The organism is Atribacterota bacterium (assembly GCA_028703475.1).
Classification (GTDB): domain Bacteria; phylum Atribacterota; class Phoenicimicrobiia; order Phoenicimicrobiales; family Stramentimicrobiaceae; genus JAQVMU01.
The window spans coordinates 1-18,314 of record JAQVMU010000007.1; the positions used below are offsets into that span (position 1 = coordinate 1).

The 18,314-nt window shown below is 35.1% G+C and carries 13 protein-coding genes and 1 riboswitch; all 13 genes read right to left on the minus strand.

All coding sequences use genetic code 11. The features are described 5' to 3' along the window. Positions 1-27 precede the first annotated feature (27 nt). On the minus strand, positions 28-828 hold the full coding sequence (gene dapB, locus PHQ99_01750) for a 4-hydroxy-tetrahydrodipicolinate reductase (protein ID MDD4288304.1): 801 nt from the start codon (positions 826-828) through the stop codon (positions 28-30). 2 nt (positions 829-830) lie between these two features. Beyond that, complete coding sequence (dapA, locus tag PHQ99_01755) at positions 831-1,715, minus strand: 4-hydroxy-tetrahydrodipicolinate synthase (GenBank protein MDD4288305.1); 885 nt, start codon at positions 1,713-1,715, stop codon at positions 831-833. Between the two features lie 53 nt (positions 1,716-1,768). Next, positions 1,769-3,016: an aspartate kinase gene (locus PHQ99_01760; protein MDD4288306.1), complete on the minus strand. Its 1,248-nt coding sequence runs from the start codon at positions 3,014-3,016 to the stop codon at positions 1,769-1,771. Positions 3,017-3,094: 78 nt separating this feature from the next. Then, a complete protein-coding gene (locus PHQ99_01765; GenBank protein MDD4288307.1) occupies positions 3,095-4,267 on the minus strand; it encodes an LL-diaminopimelate aminotransferase in 1,173 nt (390 codons plus the stop codon). Positions 4,268-4,324: 57 nt separating this feature from the next. Further along, positions 4,325-5,182, minus strand: a complete 858-nt coding sequence (gene dapF / locus PHQ99_01770) for a diaminopimelate epimerase (protein MDD4288308.1) — start codon at positions 5,180-5,182, stop codon at positions 4,325-4,327. Positions 5,183-5,238: 56 nt separating this feature from the next. Next, a complete protein-coding gene (gene lysA, locus PHQ99_01775; protein MDD4288309.1) occupies positions 5,239-6,570 on the minus strand; it encodes a diaminopimelate decarboxylase in 1,332 nt (443 codons plus the stop codon). A gap of 115 nt (positions 6,571-6,685) precedes the next feature. Beyond that, positions 6,686-6,873, minus strand: a riboswitch (Lysine riboswitch). Between the two features lie 198 nt (positions 6,874-7,071). Further along, positions 7,072-8,964, minus strand: a complete 1,893-nt coding sequence (locus PHQ99_01780; GenBank protein ID MDD4288310.1) for an aldehyde ferredoxin oxidoreductase family protein — start codon at positions 8,962-8,964, stop codon at positions 7,072-7,074. Positions 8,965-8,993: 29 nt separating this feature from the next. Next, complete coding sequence (tkt, locus tag PHQ99_01785) at positions 8,994-10,976, minus strand: transketolase (GenBank protein ID MDD4288311.1); 1,983 nt, start codon at positions 10,974-10,976, stop codon at positions 8,994-8,996. A gap of 93 nt (positions 10,977-11,069) precedes the next feature. After that, entirely contained in the window at positions 11,070-13,433 is a 2,364-nt protein-coding gene (locus PHQ99_01790; protein ID MDD4288312.1) for a glycyl radical protein, read from the minus strand. A gap of 3 nt (positions 13,434-13,436) precedes the next feature. Beyond that, positions 13,437-14,339 carry a glycyl-radical enzyme activating protein gene (locus tag PHQ99_01795; GenBank protein MDD4288313.1) on the minus strand — a complete coding sequence of 301 codons (903 nt, stop codon included), beginning with the start codon at positions 14,337-14,339 and terminating at the stop codon, positions 13,437-13,439. A gap of 39 nt (positions 14,340-14,378) precedes the next feature. Continuing rightward, entirely contained in the window at positions 14,379-14,930 is a 552-nt protein-coding gene (gene pyrR, locus PHQ99_01800; protein MDD4288314.1) for a bifunctional pyr operon transcriptional regulator/uracil phosphoribosyltransferase PyrR, read from the minus strand. Positions 14,931-15,918: 988 nt separating this feature from the next. After that, positions 15,919-17,226 carry an aspartate aminotransferase family protein gene (locus PHQ99_01805; GenBank protein MDD4288315.1) on the minus strand — a complete coding sequence of 436 codons (1,308 nt, stop codon included), beginning with the start codon at positions 17,224-17,226 and terminating at the stop codon, positions 15,919-15,921. A 72-nt stretch (positions 17,227-17,298) separates the two neighbouring features. Further along, positions 17,299-18,297 (minus strand): ornithine carbamoyltransferase, encoded by a 999-nt coding sequence (gene argF, locus PHQ99_01810; GenBank protein ID MDD4288316.1) that lies wholly within the window; start codon positions 18,295-18,297, stop codon positions 17,299-17,301. Between the last annotated feature and the right edge of the window lie 17 nt (positions 18,298-18,314).

Sequence of the window (18,314 nt, forward strand, 5' to 3'; positions counted from 1 at the left end):
AAGGTACTTAAAATTTTTTTAATTATTTTACAGATTCAATACCTCTTTTGTTGAAAAAAGTCCCTTCTTTTTATTTAAAATAAAATTAATCGCCTTAACTGCTCCTTCGGCGAATGCATCCCTGCTGTATGCTTTATGAGTCAGTTCCAGTCTTTCACCCAGGGAATTGAAAATGATTGTATGCTCTCCACTTATATTTCCAGCTCTTATGGCATGAATACCGATTTCCCCTTTATTTCTAGCGCCAATATTTCCACAACGTCCATAAATTGCTGATTTATCCAGCTTTACACCTCTTTCATTAGCAATTATTTCAGCAATTTTCATGGCAGTACCACTTGGTGCATCCTTTTTATAGCGATGATGTGTTTCAATAATTTCAATATCATATTCGGCATCCAATACAGCTGCTACTTTTTTTGCTAAATCAAATAATAAATTAACTCCTAATGCCATATTTGGTGAAAACACTATGGGAATATTTTCTGAGGATTCCCTGATATTTTTTACCTGGTTCTCAGATAATCCGGTTGTACCAATCACACAAGCTTTCTTATGTTTTGAACATATTATCAGATTATTCATTGTTGCCTCAGGATTTGTAAAATCTACAACTACATCACATTTTTCAATAATTTTGTCAAGGTTATCTTCAATAATTATTTCAGTTTTACCAATTCCATTTACAATCCCCCAATCCTGACCGATGGCAGGGTGTTTACTTGACTCTATAACCCCAACTAACTCTAGTGTATCATCCTGATAGATGAGTTTAGCTATAAGTGATGCCATTTTACCGCATCCTCCACAAACAATAACATTATTCATCTTTAATCCTCCAATAAATTGAATGATCTTAAATCTTGCTTTAGTTGTTCAAAATTACTGTTTTCCATATCAACCATGGGTAAACGTAAATTTCCTGCCGGCAAACCCATTAACCGGGCAGCTGTTTTAACAGGAATTGGGTTAGTCTCATAGAACATGGCTCGGCTCAAAGGATATATTGTTTTAAAGAACATTTCCCGTGCTTCCTCATAACTGCCTTCCTCAAATTTTCTGACCATTAAAGATACTTCTTTGGGAATAATATTTGCTACAACCGATATTACTCCTTTACCCCCTATGGATAATACCGGGAGCAATATTTTATCATCTCCGGATAATAAAGTGAGTTTGTCACCACACAAATATATAATTTCGGCCATTTGTTCAAGATTACCGCTTGCTTCTTTTACTGCTGTAATATTTTTCAATTCAGCTAAACTGGCCAGGGTAGAAGGCAATAAATTGACACCGGATCGTGATGGTACATTATACACAATTGCCGGAATATCAACCTTTTCAACAATGGTTTTAAAATGCATATAGAGACCTTTTTGTGTAGGTTTATTGTAATAAGGCATAACCAATAAGGCACCGTCGGCTCCCATTTCCCTGGCTGCTGAGGTAAGTTCAATAGCCTCTTCAGTGGAATTAGATCCGGTACCCGCAATTACCGGAACCCTTTGATTAACTGCATTAATGGTTAATTCTATGACTTTTTTATGTTCTTCATGGCTGAGAGTCGGAGATTCTCCGGTAGTTCCGCAGGGAACAATAGCATCAGTCCCGTTTTTTATATGGAACTCAACCAAATCCTTAATTCCCTGTTCATCAATTCTATTATTTTTATCAAATGGTGTTATTAAAGCAACAATTGATCCTCTAAACATTTTAAATATCCTCCTTTTTTATTTGCCTGTTTTGGCATATATTATTTTCTTAATTATTTTTGAGTATTAATTCCAATTTCACCAAGAGTCTGACGAATCAGCTGGTAAACTTTATCCTTATTATTCCAGGAAACAAATATTAATATATCAGTCTTTATTGTAACCATTTCCAAAATATTTATATTATTTTCCGCCAATGGACGTGTTATTTTTTCAATAATACCAGGGGTATCTATAAAATCTCTGCTACTCACTACAATGAGGGCAATATCTTCTTTTGATGTAACAGATTTTAACTTTTCACTCTTTAATACAGAAAGATGTATCAAATCATATGCTTTTTTACTATACTTTTCAGATACATAAATACCGATATATTGAATTCCTATTGCAATACTCTGTATACTAATATTATTTTTCGATAATGGTGTAATTATATCCCTCAATATTCCTGGAGTTTCTAAAATACTATCTCCAACTATGGTCAACAAACAAAGCTTGTCCTGAAAAATATCAACCTTGCTGGAAAAACTGCCTTCAATTTCCGTTCCAGGAGAGTCTAAATCTCCATTTTGAAAATGAATTATCTTTGATCTCATATTTTTATTTTTATATTTTAAAGCCCTGGGGTGTAATACTTTTGCACCGCTTTCAGCCAAAATACCCATCTCTTCTACACTTATTTTTGGCAACATTTCTACTTTTTTGACTAATCTGGGATCTGCCGAAGCAACACCTGATGCATCGGTAACTATAATAACCTCATCTGCTTTAATAAAATCACCTAAGGCAAAAGCTGTAATATCACTTCCGCCCCTGCCTAAACATGTAATAATATTATCTTTCTCACTCCTCCCAAGGAAACCGCAAACCACCGGAACAATTCCTTTTTGTAACAATGGTTCAAGATAAGTCTGACATTGTTCTTTGCTTTGCTTTGATAAAATATCTGCTTCCAGTAAATTCTTGTTATTAGTAATAATAGGAAAATCATCTCCGGAAGGATCAAAAGGGCGTGATTGTATTTCTTGAGCCCTTAATGAAGCAGCTACCAACTGGGCACTCATCCTCTCTCCAAATGATACAAATTGAGCATAATCGTTCATGTCATAACCGGATTTGGTTACTCCTTCCAATAATGATATTAAATTATCAGTAGTGTCTCCCATAGCTGAAACTACTACTAAAACTTCATGACCTTCCTTTACTTTTTTAGCAATTGAATTGGTTGCCTTTTCAATCCGATCTATATCCCTTATACTTGTTCCACCAAACTTAACTACAATTCTAATGATAATCACCTCATTTACTATTTAATAATTTTACAAAATATCATACTGTAATATCAGAAAATAATGCCTTTTTATATCTTTAAATGTTTATGCTGTATAAATGATATTGGCCTTTTCCAATCTACCTATTGCCTCTTTCATCCTGGGCACATCTACGGTTAACGCAATTCTAAAGTATCCTTCTCCGTACTGACCATATCCTACGCCAGGTGTTACGATTATCCCTGTTTTCTCCAAAACCTTATTGGCAAAATCAATAGAACTCATTCCAGCCGGTGTTGGAGCCCAGACATAAAATGTTCCTTTTGGAGCCTCCAGAGACCATCCAAGTTTGTTCAAACCTTCTACAATCACATTTCTTCTTTCAGTATACATGTCTATCATCTGTGGAATATGATCTTGTGGACCTGTTAAGGCAGTTACTCCCGCTTCCTGAATAGCCTTAAAAATACCTGAATCCACATTTGTCTTAATTATTGAAAGGGCAGATATTGCTTCTTGTCCACCTACTGCAAAGCCGATCCTCCACCCGGTCATATTATAAGTTTTTGATAAAGAATGAAATTCCAGAGAAATATCCTTCGCTCCCTCTATTTCCAGGATACTTGGTGATTTGTAACCATCATATGCCAGTTCTGAATATGCAAAATCATGACATATCAGCAGATTATATTTTTTAGCGAAATCAACAACCTCTTTAAAGTAATCCAGACTTGCAACTGCACCGGTTGGATTGTTGGGATAGTTTAGAAATATCAGTTTTGCTTTTTTCGCTATACCTTCATCTATCTTATCTAAATCCGGCAGAAAACCATTCTCTGCCAATAATGGCATATAATATGGCTTGCCATTGGCAAATAATGTTCCTGTCTTGTAAACAGGATATGCCGGATCCGGTATCAAACTTATATCTCCGGGATCAATAAAAGCTAAAAACACATGGGCTATTCCTTCTTTTGACCCGATAAGAGAAATTATTTCCTTATATGGGTCAAGCTTTACCCCAAATCTTTTCAGATACCACTCTGCAGCTGCTGACCTGAATTCTTTAGTTCCTTCATAAGGCGGATAATCATGAGTTTTGGGATCCCGGGCACTTTTTTCCAGCTGGTCAATAATATATGAAGGTGTGGGTTTATCAGGATCTCCGATCCCTAAATTAATTATATCCACACCCCTGGCGATTGCTGCTTCCTTTTTCTTGTCAATTTCTGCAAATAAATATGGTGGCACATTTTTAATTCTTTCTGCAATCTTCATAATATACTTCTCCTTTTTTCAATAATTCCATTTTGTTTTAAACAAATAAATTCTAATTTAATCAATACTGACAGAGCCTTCGAAAACGCTTTCAGCAGGACCTGTCATATAAACATGTCCATCATCTGCCCAGTTGATTTTTAAATCCCCGCCATTCAGGTGAACAATGGCTTTACTATTGACCTTTTTGTTCAAAACTCCTGCTACAACAGCAGCACAGGCACCAGTACCACACGCCATTGTTTCACCTACTCCACGTTCCCAAACTCTAAAATTAATTTCATGGTCATTTAGAATTTCAATAAATTCTACATTGGTTTTCTCGGGAAAGAAGGGATTTATTTCTATTAAAGGCCCAATCTCTCTTACTGGAAACCTTTCAACATCTTCAATAAAAATAACGCAATGAGGATTACCCATTGAAACACAAGTTATCATAAATTTATTATTTTCAACTAATAACTCTTGATTAATTACCTTTTTATCAGGATTTCCTGTTACCGGTATCTCTTTACCAGTCAATCGGGGTTCACCCATATCCACTTTTACACCTTCAATAAAACCGGTTTTCTCATTAAAAATGATTTCAGGGATTATTTCTCCCGCCAGCGTTTCTACTGAGAATATTTTCTTTTCAATTAATTTATTTTCATAAGCGTATTTGGCAAAACACCTGATTCCATTACCACACATCTGGGGTTCACTTCCATCAAAATTAAATATTCTCATCCTTAAATCATATTTTTTTGAAGGAAGTATTAAAATCAGGCCATCTGCTCCAATGCCAAAATGTCTTTGGCAGAGTCTTTTTGCAAGATTATTATAATTAATTCCATCAGGTTCTTTTTCTGAATAGAAATCCATTATTATAAAATCATTTCCAATACCGTGCATTTTAACAAACTCTTTTTTCATAAATATCTCCCTTGACTGTATTCTGTTTCTATTCATATGTAATTAGCATAAACAAATCACATTAACCAATCTGGTATTACATGATTATTAATAACATCCTGATAGGTTTCTCTGTTTACCATTAATCCGTGTTTCCCCTCATTAACCAGAACAACGGGCGGTCTGGGAATACCGTTATAATTATTAGCCATAGAATAATGATAAGCACCTGTAGTAAAGAGAATAATCAAATCCCCGCTTTCAGCCCTGGGTAATTCAATATTTTTTATAAGAATATCACCTGATTCACAAAATTTTCCGGCAATTGTGACAAGTTCAGTTTTGTTTGATTCAAGCCTATCAACTATCAATGCTTCATATTTTGCATCATAAAGACTTGGCCTGGGATTGTCAGCCATACCTCCATCCACTATAAGGTATTTTTTTAAACCGGTTATTTCTTTTATTGCCCCTATCCGGTAAAGAGTAATACCTGCTTCAGCAACTATCGACCTGCCTGGTTCAATCAATATTTTTGGCAATGAAACTTTATACTCATCACATACATCTTTTACCTTATTAATAATACTATTAACAAAAATATTAATAGGAACGGGATTATCATCTCTTGTATACCTGACTCCGAGTCCTCCTCCTAAATTCAGGTTATTTGTTTTTATTTCATACTTGTCTTCAATCTTCTTAATAACATGAATCATTTCAACTATTGCCTGAAGATGATATTTAACATCTAAAAGCTGGGACCCAATATGGCAATGTAACCCTCTGTATACCAGATTATCTCTTTCCATTACCGCTGGAAATATATTTTCTAACTCTGAAATTGGAAAACCAAATTTTGAGTCTACCTGTCCTGTTCTTATTTTTTCATGAGTATGTGTATCAACACCTGGAATAACTCTTATCATAATATGTACTTTTTTATTTAACTCTTTAGCTATATTATTGACTAAACCTAATTCATAGAGATTATCAATCATTATTGTTCCGATATTGTTTTCTAATGCAAACCTTATTTCTTTTTCAGACTTGTTATTCCCATGAAAATATATTCTTTCTGCAGGAAAGTTTGCTGCTAAGGCTGTATAAATTTCACCTCCTGAAGATGCGTCAATACCCATTCCTTCTTCATCTAAAATATTACACAGTGCTTTAACTAAAAATGCTTTACCAGCATATAGTATTTCAAAATCAACATTATTATTTTTAAATGATAAAATATACTCCTGGCAATTCTTTCTAATAATGTTTTCTGAATAAATATAACATGGTGTATCATATTTTTGCGCAATTTCATTTATTCTAACTTTTTCAAACATTAATTCCCTATTCTGATCCAGATCAAATCCTCTTTGCTCTAACTCATTTTTCACAAAAGTATCGGTCATTAAATTCCTCCTTAAAAATAATCAAAAAATAAAAAAAGCAATCAATAAGCGCCAGGCTCATCGATTGCTCTAAAATAATAACAAGCTTTCTTTTTACCCCCCTTTTATCTCTCCTCGATGAGATAGCGCACCATCAGAAACCGGGAGTAGTTTCTGATGACAGTACTATGATTGTTCACCATAGCCCCAGCCTGAAACTTAGAGCATCAGTATTCAGACTTCGGCGAAGACCCCTTTCCTGATAAATCATTGCTGCTCAGCTTATTATCAGTACTGTTGATTCTTCGCGCCTCTACCCCACTTCAGATAAAAAGTGAGGCAATTCAGTATTTGATTGTTATAAACATTTTAACAATATTTTTTGAAATGTCAAATATTCCTGGGTTAGATATCTTTTTTTGTAATAAATATTAAAATTATCTTTTATAAGCATCTTTAAAGCAGAATGATAATATTAATCATATTATCTTGCTTCTTGTTAATTTAATGAGTGTTACTAATTTATGAAATTAACCATTCTAACCCCAATTCAGCCAGTTTCCCTGTAGAAGGGATACCATTCTGGCTATCCCAACCCATCATCTGATAGCGCAGCTTTATTGCTTCTTTAAATTTTTCTTTATCAATGGCTCCTGTTCCATCAAGTATTCCTCCTTTAAAATTCCGAAAAAATACCTCAGGTAAGCTATCTTCTTTCGCAGTTAATCCTTCTCTTATATTAAAAGTCCTGGCCATATTGATTGATCTTTCGCTTAATTTCATTAATTCATACCAGGTAACCTTCCATCCTGTAATAGCTCTGATTAATTCTAATAGTTCCTCAAGAGTACCTACACTTCTTGGCACATAACCAAAATCGCATACACCTAAAATATCAAATAAAGACCATAATAGATCTAATTTTTTAAATAAACCTACTTTCTTAGGGCCAATATCAGTAACTTCAACGGCTTCAAGAATACCCAAACCAGCCGTTTCTTGTAAACCCCAACTTTCTTCATCAGTAAAAAAGGTGTCATGGGCTGCCTTCATATGATCAGCACCATAGTCAGATAAGGCATATTGAAGTCCAACACCTGTTTTAACTCGCGGATCATGCATGGGCACTTCCTGTCCTTTTACCTGATGTACAAATTTTTTTGATTGCTTGCCAATATTTTCAGAAGTTCTTAGACTTCCCCGGGAAAGAAGTTTTCCTATCCCTTCCTGATAAACAATTTTCTCAATCAACTCTAAAACTGCTTTTTTATTTCCGAATTTAAGATTAATTCCACCTGTGTCACTTTTTGTTAATAATCCTTCTTCATAACATTGCATGGCAAAGGCTATAGTCATTCCCATGGAAATTGTATCCACAGCATATTGATTACATAGCTGATTTGCTTTTGCAATGTAATCTAAGTCACTTACTCCACAAAGAGGACCCAAAGAAACCAGACTTTCATACTCAGGGCCACCCAGTTCAGGGTTAATTTTTAAAGAAACATCATTAGAACGGGCTAGTCTTTTACAGGCAATAGGACATGCATAACAAGTACCATTTTTTTCAAATATTTTTTTATGGTATTCTTCTGCAGATATCTTTTCGGATTCCTCAAAATGATTGTCAGACCAATTCCTGGTTGGCAGCCAACCTGCTTTCCTAGCCCCATCTATTACAGCGACTGTGCCTTGTTCTCTAAGGTCTCTGCTTAAGGGATTTTTCATTACTCTTGCAGTAATCTTTTTGGTTATTTCCCTTACTTTTTCGGGAAAATGCTCTTGAATATTGCTGCTTCCTCTCACTACAATTGCTTTTAATTTTTTTGATCCCATAACTGCTCCCAGTCCATTTCTACCATTAAAATGATGCAGTTCATTAACAATATTAGCAAAATATACCAAATTTTCTCCTGCAGGACCAATCTGGGCTATTCTTATTTTACTATCATCACATTCTTCCCTTAATAAATTTTGGGTTTCCAAGGTACCTTTCCCCCATAAATGTTGAGCATTCCTTATTTCTACCTGGCCATCTTTGATAAATAAATATACTGGTTTTTCTGCTATTCCCTTTATTACAACAGCATCAAACCCTGCTTTTTTAAGTTCCGGTCCCCAATAACCACCGGCTTCCGCCTCACCCTGGGCATTTGTTAATGGGGACTTTGCACATACTGTATAACGGTTAATCATTGGCGCCTTTGAACCTACTACTACACTGGTGGCAAAAATCAATATATTCTCAGGAGAAAATACTTCCGTTTTTGGTTTCATTTCTTTTAACATATAATATAGGCCAATACTTCTCCCACCCCAGTATTTTCTATAAAACTTTTCACCAGGATTTTCTATCCAATATTTTTGTTCGCTTAGATTAACATGCAAAATATTGCCACAGTAACCATAAGGCATAAAAAATATCCTTTCTAATTATCCAAAATTTATATTTTATTTTTTATTGTTTTTAGAATCTGTTGTGCTATTTTCTCTGCATCAAAGCCTAATTCCCTGGCAACCTGTTCCCCGGCACCGCTCTCTCCAAAACGACGAATAAAGATCCCCAATGACAAATTCGAAATAACTTCATACCACCCCTGTCCTGTAGTAGCTTCAATAACTACTTTCAATTTATCAGAATTCCCTAAAATATCAGCTTGGTATTCACGACCACTAATGGCAAAGGCTTCTCTGTCAGGTACAGAAATAACACGGCAGAAAATATTCTCCTGTTTTAAAATATTCTTAACCTGCAACGCAGTCTGAACCTCACTTCCGCTTGCTGCAATTGAAATTTCATATTTGTCCTTATTTTCCTTGATTACATAGGCTCCTTTTTTAAATTCATCCATATTAACCGGTACTCCAAGTTTTGGCAAATTCTGCCGGGAAAGAATTAAAGCAGTAGGACCATCTTTTCTTTCTAATATAACTTGCCATGCGGCTTTTACCTCTTCACTATCTGCAGGCCTGATGACTTTAAGGTTGGGAATAATTCTAAGAGATTCTACATGCTCAATTGGCTGGTGAGTAGGGCCATCTTCACCAACATAAACTGAATCGTGAGTAAATATGTATATTACCGGCAAACCCATCATTGCAGCTAACCTGATAGATGGTCTCATGTAATCAGAAAAAACCAAAAAAGTAGAGCAATAAGGTCGAATACCTTTGTGTAAAGACAGACCATTACAAATAGCCCCCATAGCATGTTCTCTAACTCCAAAACGAATATTTCTGGCATTAAAATTACCTTTTTGCAACTCAGGGAGGCCATCCAGATAGGTTTTAGTAGAAGGTGAAAGGTCAGCAGAACCTCCAATCATATAAGGTATTTCTTCCGCTATCTTATTTAGTATTTTTCCTGAAGCACTCCTGGTGGCAATTTTTTCTTCAAAAATAATCTCCGGAAATTTTATATTTTCCGGAACATCAAGATTGATTCCCTTATCCCATTCCTTTCGTTTTTCGGGGAACTGTTGGGACCAGCTTTCAAAAATACCATTCCACTTTTTTCTTTCTTCTGTACATTTCTGTAAGTTTTTATCGAAATATTCTTTTACTTCTCCGCTTACATAAAATGTCTTATCAACTGGTAAGCCAATCTTTCTTTTCAGTCCCTCAATTTCTTCTTTTCCCAATGGTTCCCCATGGGCAATATGGCTATCCTGTTTTGTGGGAGCTCCAAAACCTATATGCGTTTTTGCAATAATCAGTACAGGTTTTTCCTCATTTTCTTTGGCTTTCATTAAAGCCATTCTAAGTTCATCAATATTATGTCCATCAATATCTTCAATAACCTGCCAGTTATAAGCACGATATCGTTCAGCAACTGATTCGGTAAAAGTCACATCGGTTCCACATGCTAATGAAATACAATTTTTATCATAGATTACAATTAATTTTCCAAGTCCAAGGTGTCCAGCCAAAGAAGCAGCTTCAGAGGTAATACCCTCCATCATACATCCATCGCCAGCCAGAACATATGTATAGTGATCAACAATTTTAAATTCTTCTGTATTGAACCTGCTGGACAATATCTTTTCAGCAATTGCCATTCCAACTCCGTTAGCCAATCCCTGCCCAAGTGGCCCGGAAGTAGTTTCAACCCCGGGTGTAATTCCATATTCCGGATGGCCTGGAGTTTTAGAATTAAGCTGTCTGAATTTTTTTATATCCTCTAAGGTTACCTCGTAACCGGATAAATATAATAATGAGTACAATAAAGCCGATCCATGGCCAGCTGACAGAATAAAACGGTCTCTGTCAGTCCAATTCGGTTCTTTTGGATCATATTTAAGAACTTCACCAAATAAAACTGCACCAATTTCAGCACATCCTAATGGCAACCCAGGATGTCCAGAGTTGGCTTTCTCGATCATATCCACTGACAAACCTCGTACAATATTTGCAACATCTTTTAGCATTATTAATGCCTCCCACGTTTTATATTTATTCTATTCAATTTTTAATCTTTTATAATTCTGTCTATCCTATTAAGTATATAATTATTAACTATATTATTCAACAAGTCCCTGCTCGGTACGACTTATTATTTCATCCTGGAGATCTTTGTTAAGGTTGTTAAAGAAATCACTATACCCGGCTACTCTCACAATAAGATTTTGGTAATTCTCCGGGTTAAGCTGAGCAGCCTTTAAGATTTCAGTATCTATCACATTAAACTGTATGTGGTGACCGCCAAGCTTAAAATAAACCTTGATAAGTTGTGCCAGGCTATTCAGTCCTTTTTCTCCTTCAATTATTGAAGGAGAAAACTTTTGATTCAAAAGAGTCCCACCGGTTCTAACATGATCCATTCTGGCAGCCGATATAATAACAGCAGTCGGGCCTTTCTTATCTGCACCTTGGGCAGGGGAAATCCCTTCTGATAATGGTTTATTTGCTTTCCTTCCATCAGGAGTTGCCCCAACAACAGAACCAAAGTAGATATGGCAGGTAGTTGGCAACATATTAATATGATAATAGCCTCCTTTGGTATTTTTACGCCCATCTACTTCCCTAAAAAAGGTATCAAATACATCTTGCATAATACTATCAGCATATTCATCATCATTGCCGTATTTGGGAGAATGATTCTTTAATATATTCCAAATTTCTTTTTCTCCTCTAAAGTTTTGTTTTAAAATTTCCACTAAAGTTCTCATTGTAACACTACTATTATCATAAACATGATGCTTAATTGCAGATAGGCAATCAGTTATAGTCCCAATCCCTACTCCCTGTATATAACTGGTATTATAACGTGCTCCACCGTTATTATAATCCCTGCCTCTTTTAATACAATCATCTATAATTATAGAAAGAAAAGGAGATGGCATAATAGAGGCATATAATTGTTCAATTATATGGTTTCCTTTCACTTTTATATCTACAAAATAATGAAGCTGTTCCTTGAATGCTGAAAACAATTGCTTGAAATTAACAAAGTTTTCAGGGCTTCCCGTATTGATTCCTATTATTTTACCTGTTTGAGGGTCTTTACCATTGTTCAGAGTAATTTCCAGTATCTTGACCAGGTTAAGATAACCAGTTAAAATATATGCTTCTTTTCCAAAAGCCCCGGTTTCTACACAACCACTGGTTCCACCTTCCCTTGCATCAGCAATATCCTTACCTTGTCTGAGCATTTCAGATATCACTACATCTGCATTAAAGACCGAGGGCTGTCCCCAGCCTTTTCTGATTATTTCACAAGCACGTTTTAAAAAGTAGTCTGGATTTTTTTGACTAAACTGGATATTAGTACTTGGCTGCAATAATCTCATCTCATCAATGACATCCAGGATAATGTAGGTAACTTCATTCACAGCATCTTCTCCGGTTGGGGTTAATCCACCATTATTGATATTAGCAAAATCAGTATATGTACCACTTTCTGCCAGGGTAACACCGACTTTTGGGGGAGCCGGCTGATTATTAAATTTAATCCAGAGACACTCTAATAACTCTTTTGCTTTTTCTCTATTCAGGTCACCTGCTTTTAAGTCATTATGGTAAAAAGGATACAAATGCTGGTCTAAATGACCTGGGCTAAAAGAATCCCAGGTATTTAGTTCGCTGATAACTCCAATATGTACAAACCAGTACATCTGTAGTGCCTCATGGAAATTTCTGGGTGCATGCGCCGGAACCTGCCTGCATATATCTGCAATTTTTAACAGTTCCTTTTTTCGAATCTCAGCATGTTCAGTTTTGGCTTTTTCCTCCGCTTTCCTGGCATAACGCTCACCTAATGTTATTATGGCATCACAACAGATAGCCATAGCTTTAAGCTGATTCAATTTTTGAAAAACATGCTCATCATTTTGATAATCAAGATTATTTATCTGTTCTATAATTTCCTGTTTAAAACCCAGAAATCCCTTCTTGTATATCTTACCATCTGCCACAGTATGTCCTGGTGCCCTTTGCTCCATAAATTCAGTAAAAATTCCTGCCTCATAACAATCTTTCCATTCTTTATCCATCATTTCAAAAAGTTGATATCGGATAGATCTTTTTCTCCAAAATGGAATTATTAATTCTTCCTGTATCTTTTTAACATCATCATTTACCGCAAATGAAATCCTTTCTCTGTTGGCAATCATATCTAAATCCTCAATTGTATGACAGCATAATTCAGGATATGTTGGCGTTCCGCAGGCAGAACTCCCCCTTTCACCTACAATTAATTCTCCTTCTTCAATGTTAATGGTCTTCTTTTCTAATATATATTTAAAGGATAAAGCCCTTAAGATAGGAATAGTTACCGTTCCAGAATATTTCTGGTAAGCCTCAGTCAAAAGTCTTGCTCTCTGAATATCAATATATGGTTGGGTAGTCAAGCTTATGTTTCTTAATTTTTCAATTCTGGGGTTCACTTTTTATCCTCCAATAATAGCATAGATATTATTCTGAAAAAATATCTGTTGTAATTTTGTAATATGTTCATTTTTATTTGTGGATATGTTTTTAAGCCTGTTCTTTATCTGCAGTCTGGCAAATTTTTCAATGCCCATCCTGTGAAAAGGCAATAAACTGACTTTTTCTAACCTTAAGGAATTCATTAATTCTGCTATTGCTCTAATATCTTTGCAGGAATCATTAATTTTTGGTATTACAGGTACTCGAATCTCAATATGGCTTGTTTTCTTTGATAACCTTCTCAGATTATCTATTATGAGACTGTTTTGCACCCCGGTATATTTTTTATGAGTTTTTTCATCTATTACCTTAATATCATATAACCATAAATCAACCATATCTGCAATTCTTTCAAAATAAACCCATGGAACATGTCCACATGTATCTATTACAGTACTAATTTCCATTTTTTTGCATTCAGAAAGTAATTGTTCTAAAAAATGAATCTGTACCATTGGCTCTCCACCGGAAAAAGTAACTCCCCCTCCGGATTCCTGGTAAAATATTAAATCCTTTCTGATTTCGGCAATTACCTGCCCCACATTGAATTTACTACCGGATATTTCTCTGGCGATAGCCGGACAAATATTAACACAATACCCGCAAGCCAGGCATTTATTTTTATCAGTATAGGGATATTTGTCTTTTATTGTAATAGCATTCTGGGGACACTGGGAGATACATTGATAACATTGAATACAGTTATTGAAATTAAACAATATTTCAGGTTGATCCAACCAGCTTTCAGGATTATGACACCACCAGCATCTTAATGGACAACCTTTTAAAAAAACGGTCGTACGAATACCAGGCCCATCATGAATGGCAAATCTTTTAATATCAAACACTAATCCACTATTCATATTAAAACTCATCTTACCAATTATACTATAAAATATTGCTTAATAATCCTGTTTAGTTATTTCAACCTGACTTATATCGTCTATTTCGCCCAATCGAACCTTCACGATTTCCCTGTGAGAAGTTGGAACATTTTTACCGACATAATCTGCTCGGATAGGAAATTCACGGTGGCCTCTATCGATTAACACGGCAAGCTGGATGGAGTTAGGTCTACCCAAATCAACAATTGCATCCATTGCTGCCCTTATAGTTCTTCCGGTATAAAGTACATCATCAACTAAAAGTATTTTTTTCTCCCCTATTTGAAAAGGAATCTCGGTTTTCACAACTATTGCATCTGGTTTTTTGTCCTTTAAATCATCCCGGTAAAGTGTAATATCGAGAACCCCCACCTGTATTCTCACCTTTTCTATATTGTATATATGGAGAGCTATTCTTTTAGCTAAATATTCCCCTCTTGTTTTAATTCCAATTATGCCTAAATCCTCTACGCCTTTGTTTTTCTCAATAATTTCATGAGAAATTCTGAGCAATGTCCTATCAATATCCATCTTATTCATTATAATAGATGATTGTTGAGAATATTCCATTTTTAGCTCCTTCAAATTACTATTAAATCCTTTTACAAGACTATTATTGTATTATTGAATATTCGTTAAATTCATGAAAACAATATATGTATTTTATTATATAAAAATAAGTGATTGATTAACAACCTTAATTCCAGGTTTTTTAGAATTAATAAAGAAAATTTATTATTAATTATTTATTTACTATGGAATATTATTATACAGATTGTAGATATCAGGCTTTTAATTATTCTATTCCTGTCTTTTAAAAATGATATGGCAATGTGGCTGTTATTATTATTAACAGGATAAGCAAAATAGTGCTAAATTCATTTCTGTAACTCCTTCCTGATGATCTATTAGTTATAAACAATGCAATAATATTTAAATTTTTTTAAAATAGTGGAAACCTGTTACTCTTTTTATGATCTAAAGTAAAAAAATCCTGGTAGTTATTCTTACCGGTCCGGTTATTGATAAAATCCAGATGTTGCTTTAATACTCATTTTGCCACTTATCCCACTGGATAAGAAAAATTACTCTGCCGCCATTTAAATGCTAATATTCTGTTACTTCCCATGTAAAGTATAGCAAAAGTTGAGGGATTTTTTTTCGGGGAGATTTTAATATTTTTTGTCACTTGGTAATAATATCTTTTAGGATATTTTCACTTATATTTCTATGCTGGCTTATTTTTCCTTTTATTTTGCGATATTCATTAAAATACCCGCTTGAAATAATTTCTCCTGTATTCTTGAAATTCCGATAAATAGCAGCCTATGACATACCTGTTCTATCAGCAATATTTCTTATGGTTAAATTAAAATAATCTTTTTGGTGTATTATTTCTAAGGCAACAGATAGTATTTTGTTCCAGCGTTTTGATGGATTAAGACATTTCTATATTTTATCCTGTTGTTCAAATATAATAATATTAATTAACATTAACTTATATTTCAAAAACAATTGCAAGCTATTTATTTATTCTTGTCAAGTCTTCCAAATATACTTAATTAACTACAGAAAAAGCTTCTTCCAAAACATCCATAGATTCTTCTATTTGTTCATCAGTAATAACCAGGGAAGTTAATATTCTGATAATATTCTTATTAATACCGGCAGTGGGAAGTAATACACCATGCTTTAAGCAGTACTGTACTATTTTTACTGTTTCTTCTGTGGCGGGATTTTTATTTTGGCGGTCTTTTACCAGCTCTAAAGCAGTCATAGCTCCTAATCCCCTGACATCCCCGGCCAAAGGATATTTATTCTGTATAGTATTAAATCGTCTTTTAATCACTTCCCCGATTTCCAAAGCGCGTTTCAGCAAATCTTCCTGTAAAATAACCCGGATGACTTCCTTTGCAACCTGACAGCAAACCGGATTTCCTACATAAGTCCCTCCAATACTGCCTCCGGGCAATTCATCGGTTACTCTCTTACTTGCAATTACTGCAGAAAGAGGTAGTCCTGATGCAAGAGATTTTGCTAAACAGACAATATCCGGTTCAATTTTCCAGTTTTCAATGGCGAAAAATTTTCCCGTTCTTCCCATCCCACACTGTATTTCATCAGTTATCATGAGTATCCCGTACTTATTACACAATTCTCGAATATGCTCTAAAAAGCCTTTTACCGGAATATTAAATCCTCCTTCTCCCTGAATAGGCTCAATAACAATTGCTGCAATTGTTTCCGGATTGACCAGCCCTTTCATGATATTCTCAAATTCTGATATTTCAATAGAATGACGGTAGGAATTTGGATAGGGAAGGCGATATACCTCAGGGGCAAAAGGTCCGAATTTATACTTATAAGGAAAGGCTTTGTGAGTCATCGTCAGGGTAAGCAATGTTCTTCCATGAAAACAGTTTTCAAAGACAATAATTCCCGATCTTCCGGTAAACCCCCTGGCAACCTTTACTGCATTTTCAATTGCTTCGGCACCACTATTAAACAGGGCAACACTCTTTGGTTCACCACCAGGGGCAAGCTGGCTTAGTCTTTGGCATAACATGACAAAAGATTCATATGGCACAGCGGTAAAATCTGTATGAATAAAATGATTGACCTGTTCTTTTATGGCAGAGATGATGGCGGGATGAGAATGACCTAATGCTAAACAACCCCATCCCCCGGTCAAGTCAATAAAAGTATTACCATCTACATCGGTAACCAGTGCTCCTTCTCCGAAATCTATGTATCCCGGAGACAGGGATTCTCCCATTGGCTTAAAAACATATCTTTCTCTTATTACAGCAAGCTCTCTTGATTTCGGTCCAGGTATGTCAGTCTTTATAGAGATGAATTTTTTCATTTTTGCATCTCCTTTAATTATATTTATTTTTGTAACCTTATCCCGAATTCAGATTAGAACTTGTATTGTATTTTAACTACCTAATGTTGCAACCATTACGGCTTTGATAGTATGCAACCTGTTTTCAGCTTCATCAAAAACAACAGAATGTTTACTGCGAAATACTTCGTCAGTTACCTCCATCGATTCTAATCCATATTTTTCAAAAACTTCTTTACCAATAGCAGTATTGGTATCATGGAAAGAAGGCAGACAATGCATAAATATAACATCCGGATTATGAGTATTATTTATCATGTCCATATTAACCTGGTAATCTCTCAACAATTTTATTCTATCAGCCATCTGGCTTTCTTCTCCCATGGATACCCAAACATCAGTATATATAGCATCAGCTCCTTCAACCCCTGTTGTGATATTATCAGTAACCTTAATTCTGGCTCCTGATTGTTCTGCTCTTTTATCTGCATCTTTGACTAATCCCTTGTCCGGATAAAGGGTCTCAGGTGCAACGACTCTAAACTCCATTCCCATAATTGAAGAAGCCATAAGCAGGGAATTCGCCATATTATTTCTTCCATCCCCGACATAAACCAGAACAGTATTCTCTAAAGGTTTTTTCACATTTTCCATTACAGTCATCAGATCAGCTAAAACTTGAGTAGGATGATAAAGGTCCGTCAAACCATTCCATATTACCCCACCTGAATATTTTGCCAGAGTCTCCACTGATTCCTGCCTAAAACCACGAAACTCAATTCCGTCATAATAACGTCCAAGCACCCTGGCAGTATCTTCCATTGATTCTTTTTTACCCATTTGCGACCCTGTTGGCCCAAGGTAAGTAATATTAGCCCCCTGGTCAAAAGCAGCTACCTCAAATGCACATCTGGTTCTGGTAGAATCTTTTTCAAATATCAAGGCAATATTCTTTCCTTTTAATCTTTGTCTTTCTGTCCCGGCATATTTTGCTTTCTTTAACTCTATTGCCAAATCCAACAAAAACAGGATTTCTTTTTTTGAAAAATCTTTCAATGTAATTAAGTTGCGGTTTCTTAAATTAACTGGCATAATTATCCTCTTTCTTT